Genomic DNA, 5,100 nt, shown 5'->3' on the forward strand with positions numbered 1-5,100 from the left:
GGCGGATACCAAGGTGGCGGCGGTGGCTTCAAGAAGCCCGGCTTTGGCAGCAAACCCTGGCAGCAGCGTGAAGGCGACGGCCCAAGCCCCGGTTACGGTGGCGGCGGCAGCGGCGGCAGCAGTGGTGACGGCGGCCCACGTCGTGAAGACGCTGGCGGCGGCTACCAAGGCGGCGGCCCCAAGCGCCCCTTCGGCGGCGGTGGCGGCGGCTTCAAGAAGAAGTGGTAGCAACCCGGAGCCCTGGCTCCCGATCTAAAATTTGAAGAGTGTTGGAGTCGCAAGGCTCCAACACTTTTTTTTATGCCTCCATTCGCTTCTGCTTCAGAACCCATTCGCGTGAGACGGCCGGTTTGAAATCAAACCCCGGCAGGTGGCGGTCGATGACCGCAAACAGCGAACTCGCCAGCGCGATCACCACCTCCGTGGCCCCCTGGGCCTGAAAATAGCCCACCGACACGTTGTAGGCGGCGATTTTCTCCTTCATCAGCTTTAGGGCCGCCTCATGCCGTCGGCTCGCTTTGCCCAGGAGTTCCTCTCCCTCCTTGCGGTACATCGTTGCAAGACGCGGATTCGGCCCGGAGAGCGGGCTGCCCACGGTTTCAGTGCGCAGGGCCAGCTCCTCCTTGGCCAGCGCCTGCCGTTCCGCTTTGGCCAGGTCCTTCTCCGCCGCCGTGAGTTCTTCCTCTTTTTTGAAGAGGTCGGAGATGATAAACGCCAGCGCATCGACGGCACGCTTGGACCTGCCCTCCTGGGTCTCGGAGAACGTGGTGAGCCGTTTCACGCTTTCCACCGCTTCCCGCAGTCCCGGCTCATCTGCCAGCCGTAATGGTCTAAGGCAGAGAACGACGGTCGGCGACTGCAAAGGATTATCCGGACGATCTGCTGCCGCCGCTGGCAAGGTGAACCCCAGCAGCAGCCCAAACCAAAAACATGCTTTCATCTTCATCCAAGCAATAACCCCATTGGAAATGATTCGTGACCGGCAAACTTCAAGCCCGCCTCGCTCGCTGCGAATCACGCCTTGCCGTCAGCTTGACGGCCATGAGTTGTATCAAGAAATCATTGGCGGCATGCTTCGTGCGCTCTTAAATCTCAGCAGGATCACCCCGGCGGTGGTCTATCATTAAAACCATGCCAAACTCCTCCGCTCTCCGCGACGCCCTGACCCAGTCCCCTAACAACCTGTCGTTGTTGCTGCTCTATGGTCGTGCCTGCCTTGAGGAACTGCATCTGGACGAAGCCCGCGAGGTCTTCACCCGCGCCTTGGAACAGGACCCGGACCAGACCGACGCCATGCTGGGCATCGCCAAAGTGTTGTTTATGGAGGGCGACACCTCCGGCGCAGCCGTGCGTGCCGAACGCGTTATTTTTCTGGAACCCACCAACGCCCAGGCCCACCTGCTGCTCAGCCGCGTCTATCTGAGCGAAGGCGACCGCCCCAAAGCCATCGAGCAGTTTGACCGTGCTGCACAGATCGACGGCACCATGAGCGACCCCGCCCTTGAGCGTGAACTCGGCCGCACCGCGCGTGATGCCCGCAAAACTGCCCCTGCCCCGACGCCAGAACCTCCCAGCATGGAATCACCGCTGACCGGTGGTGGCACCGATCAGGATGACTTCGAAGACCCCTTCGATGACCCGCCCTATGACTGGCGTCCCGAGACCTTCTACGCCCCCGGAGACCCCGAGCGTGGCAACGTCACCTTTGCCGATGTCGGCGGCATGGAAGAACTGAAGGAAGAGATCCGCCTCAAGATCACCTACCCGCTGCAGTTCCCCGATCTCTACAAAGCCTACGGTCGCAAAACCGGCGGCGGCATCCTCATTTACGGCCCACCCGGCTGTGGCAAAACGCTCATCCTCCGCGCCGTCGCGGGCGAAGTGCCCTGCAACTACCTGTCCGTGGGCCTGCACGAGATTTTCGACCCCTACTTCGGCAGCACCGAGCGCAACCTGCACCAGATCTTCGAAACCGCACGGGCTAACGCCCCCTGCGTGCTCGTCTTTGACGACATCGACTCCCTCGCCCAAGACCGCCGGCAGATCCGCGAAAGCCAGATGCGCAATCTGGTGAACCAGTTCCTGCATGAAATGGACGGCATCCGCAGCGAAAACCAGCGCATCCTCGTCATCGGTGCCACGAACCAGCCATGGGCGCTCGATCCCGCCTTCCGCCGTCCCGGTCGTTTTGATCAGGCCATCTTCGTCGCCCCGCCGGATGCCCCGGCACGCGCCCAGATCATCGAACTGCTCGCCAAAGACAAGCCCATTGCCGAATTCGACACAAAGGAATTGATCGAAGCCACGAATGGTTTCTCCGGAGCCGACCTCAAATGGGTCTTTGACCGCGCCGCCGAGCTCGCCCTTTCCGCCGCCATTCACACCGGCCAGCCCGTGCCGATCACGCTTGAGCTTCTGCTTGCCGTGGCCAAAGCCCACTCGCCAAGCACAGCGGAATGGTTTGAAGGTGTCCGCACCCACGCGCAGTCGCAGGAGGGGCCGAACAGCATCTTCAACGACATGCGCAAGTTTCTGAATGCGCCGTCGAATACGAAGAAGGAGCGCTGAGCGGAAAAGTACTTGTGAGCTTTAGCTCGCTCTGGTCGAAGGGTCAGCCGTGCCCAAAACACTCATGCCGAGTGGCTAGCACGAATCGCCGTCCTCACTCCCGCCGCCCACCTCAACACAAGCCTTGTCAAACGGGCTGAAAGGCCTCTTCATAGTGCGCATGATCTCCCGCAACCTCGCGTTCATGATCGCCTTTCTAGGAATCTTGTCTGTTCCCGCACTGGCGGCAAACCTCGACGAAACCCGCGCCATGGCTGGCAAAGGCGATGCCGCAGCGCAACTGGAACTGGGCAGTATTTACAAGGACGGCAAACGCCTGCCGCAGGATCTGGCGGCAGCAGTCTCCTGGTGGCGCAAGGCGGCGGAGCAGGGCAATGCTGAAGCACAGAGTGTACTGGGCCTTGCCTATTTTCAGGGCTCAGGAGTGGCCAAGGATGACGTGGAGGCCGCGAGGTGGTTCCGCAAAGCTGCGAGTCAGGGACATGCGCAGGCGCAGTTCAATCTGGGAGTGTCTTATCGTGATGGCATGGGAATGCCCAAGAACGATGCCGAAGCCATGAAGCTGTTTCGCCAGGCGGCGGATCAAGGCTTTGCCGAGGCACAGTTCAATGTGGGAATGCTCTATCACAATGGCGCGGGTGTGGCTCGGAACTACGCCGAAGCCGTGAAATGGTTCCGCAAAGCTGCGGACCAAGGACTGGCCGAGGCCCAGTTCAGTCTAGCAGCGTGCTACACCCAAGGCACCGGCGTTTCCAAGGATGCTGGCGAGGCCATTCAATGGCTTCGCAAAGCAGCAGACCAAGGGCTTGCCAACGCCCAGGGCCATTTGGGCTCCTGTTACTTTCTAGGAACCGGTGTGGCCAGGGATGAAACCGAAGCCGTGAAATGGACCCGCATGGCGGCAGATCGGGGTCTGGCCTTCGCGCAGTGCAAAATAGGTGAATGTTATGCCGAAGGTACTGCCGTAACCAAGGATGCCGCCAAGGCGGTGACATGGTTCCGCAAAGCGGCGGCTCAGGGACAGGACATGGCGCAGTTTCATCTGGCACAGTGTTACGCCGAAGGCAAAGGCGTGACGAAGGATGACACACAGGCCGCGAAGTGGCTCCGTTTAGCTGCGGAGCAGGGACTTGCCCGGGCGCAGAGCAATCTGGGAGATTGCTACCGCGACGGCACCGGCGTGACCCAGGATGTGGCCCAGGCCTTGAGTCTGTACCGCCAGGCGGCAAATCAGGGAGATGCCTATGGACAGATGGACCTGGCATTCTGCTACCACAATGGCACGGGTGTTCCGCAGGATGACTCCCAGGCCCTAAGCTGGTGGCGCAAAGCGGCAGCTCAGAAAAATGCCACGGCACAGTTCAATCTGGGGCTGTGCTACTACAATGGCGATGGCGTGGCCATGGATGACGCCGAGGCTGTGAGGTGGTACCGCAAAGCGGCGGAGCAAGGACATGCCCAGGCGCAGTTCAATTTAGGCAGGCGCTACTGCGATGGTGATATCCTGCCCCAGAATGCCACCGAGGCCGTGAAGTGGTGGCGCAAAGCGGCGGAGCAAGGGCATGCCCAGGCGCAGTTTTCCCTGAGCCTTCAGTACGAAAAAGGCGAGGGCGTGGAAAAAGATCTCGTTCAAGCCTGGATGTGGATCCACCTCGCGGCCATTCAGGGCCATGAAACGGCCGACAAGCATCAGGCCACCCTTGAGCTCGGCATGACACCCGCGCAGATGAAGGATGCTGAAGCACTTGAAAAAGCCTGGAAGCAGAAACCTTGATCGTGGCTACCGCGACATGCGCAAGTTCCTGAATGCGCCGTCGAATACGAAGAGGGAGGGATAAGAAGAAAAGTACTCGTGAGGTTCGCTTCGCGGCTTCGCAGTAGCTCGCTCTGGTGAACGCGTCGTGAGCCGTGTATCGGCGTGCTCTCAAATAGCGCTGCTCTCCGGCCGTAGGGTGGGTGTGTTTGGCGTCGGGGACATTGCAACGCCCCCATTCGTCACGTTCGCCAAACCGCCCGACTTCGAGGACGTTCGTAGGCCATGGGTGTTTGCCACACGCTCATGGACGGGCGGGCTGTCGCCACACCCATCGTACGAACATGAGCGCTCCGGCTGTACGTTGGGTATGTTTGGCATCGAGGACATTGCAACGCCCCCATCGTCACGTTCGCCAAACCGCCCGACTTCGAGTACGTTCGTATGGCATTGGGCTCACCACACGCTCATGACGGGCGGGCTGTCGCCACACCCATGCTACGTACATGAGCGCTCCGGCTGTACGTTGGGTGTGTTTGGCGTCGAGGCCATTGCAACGCCCTACCGTCACATTCGCCAAACCGCCCGACTTCGAGGATGTTCGCGCGATGGTGCCCGCAGCGCTCTTCCAATAGGAGAGGGATCATCCTGATCCCTTTAAGCTTCGCCGCGCTCTCCACCTCCAAGCTGGGACCAGGATGGTCCCACTCCTTCCAAACCGCCTGACTTCGAGGATGTTCGCGCGATGGTGCCCGCAGCGCTCTTCCAATAGGAGAGGG

At 60.7% G+C, this 5,100-nt stretch carries 3 protein-coding genes and 1 pseudogene; 3 read left to right on the plus strand and 1 reads right to left on the minus strand.

Going from position 1 to position 5,100, the window contains the following annotated elements:
• Window positions 1–228, plus strand: a pseudogene (locus tag PSV43_RS06900) (hypothetical protein); the annotation flags it as partial.
• Window positions 229–298: 70 nt separating this feature from the next.
• On the opposite strand, the gene PSV43_RS06905 reads toward PSV43_RS06900, so the two are convergent.
• Window positions 299–940 (minus strand): hypothetical protein, encoded by a 642-nt coding sequence (locus PSV43_RS06905; protein WP_300194881.1) that lies wholly within the window; start codon window positions 938–940, stop codon window positions 299–301.
• Window positions 941–1,131: 191 nt separating this feature from the next.
• Between PSV43_RS06905 and PSV43_RS06910 the strand changes: the two genes are divergently transcribed.
• A complete protein-coding gene (locus PSV43_RS06910) occupies window positions 1,132–2,568 on the plus strand; it encodes an AAA family ATPase (protein ID WP_300194883.1) in 1,437 nt (478 codons plus the stop codon).
• A 160-nt stretch (window positions 2,569–2,728) separates the two neighbouring features.
• Window positions 2,729–4,342, plus strand: a complete 1,614-nt coding sequence (locus tag PSV43_RS06915) for a hypothetical protein (protein ID WP_300194885.1) — start codon at window positions 2,729–2,731, stop codon at window positions 4,340–4,342.
• The last annotated feature ends 758 nt before the right edge of the window (window positions 4,343–5,100 follow it).

It is taken from the genome of Prosthecobacter sp., assembly GCF_029946185.1.
In the GTDB taxonomy this organism is placed as follows: domain Bacteria; phylum Verrucomicrobiota; class Verrucomicrobiia; order Verrucomicrobiales; family Verrucomicrobiaceae; genus Prosthecobacter.

Bases quoted from the DNA above. Each gene is read 5' to 3' on its own strand.
- PSV43_RS06910 (WP_300194883.1), top strand. From the start codon at position 1,132: ATGCCAAACTCCTCCGCTCTCCGCGACGCCCTGACCCAGTCCCCTAAC.
- PSV43_RS06905 (WP_300194881.1), bottom strand. From the start codon at position 940: ATGAAAGCATGTTTTTGGTTTGGGCTGCTGCTGGGGTTCACCTTGCCA.
- PSV43_RS06915 (WP_300194885.1), top strand. From the start codon at position 2,729: ATGATCTCCCGCAACCTCGCGTTCATGATCGCCTTTCTAGGAATCTTG.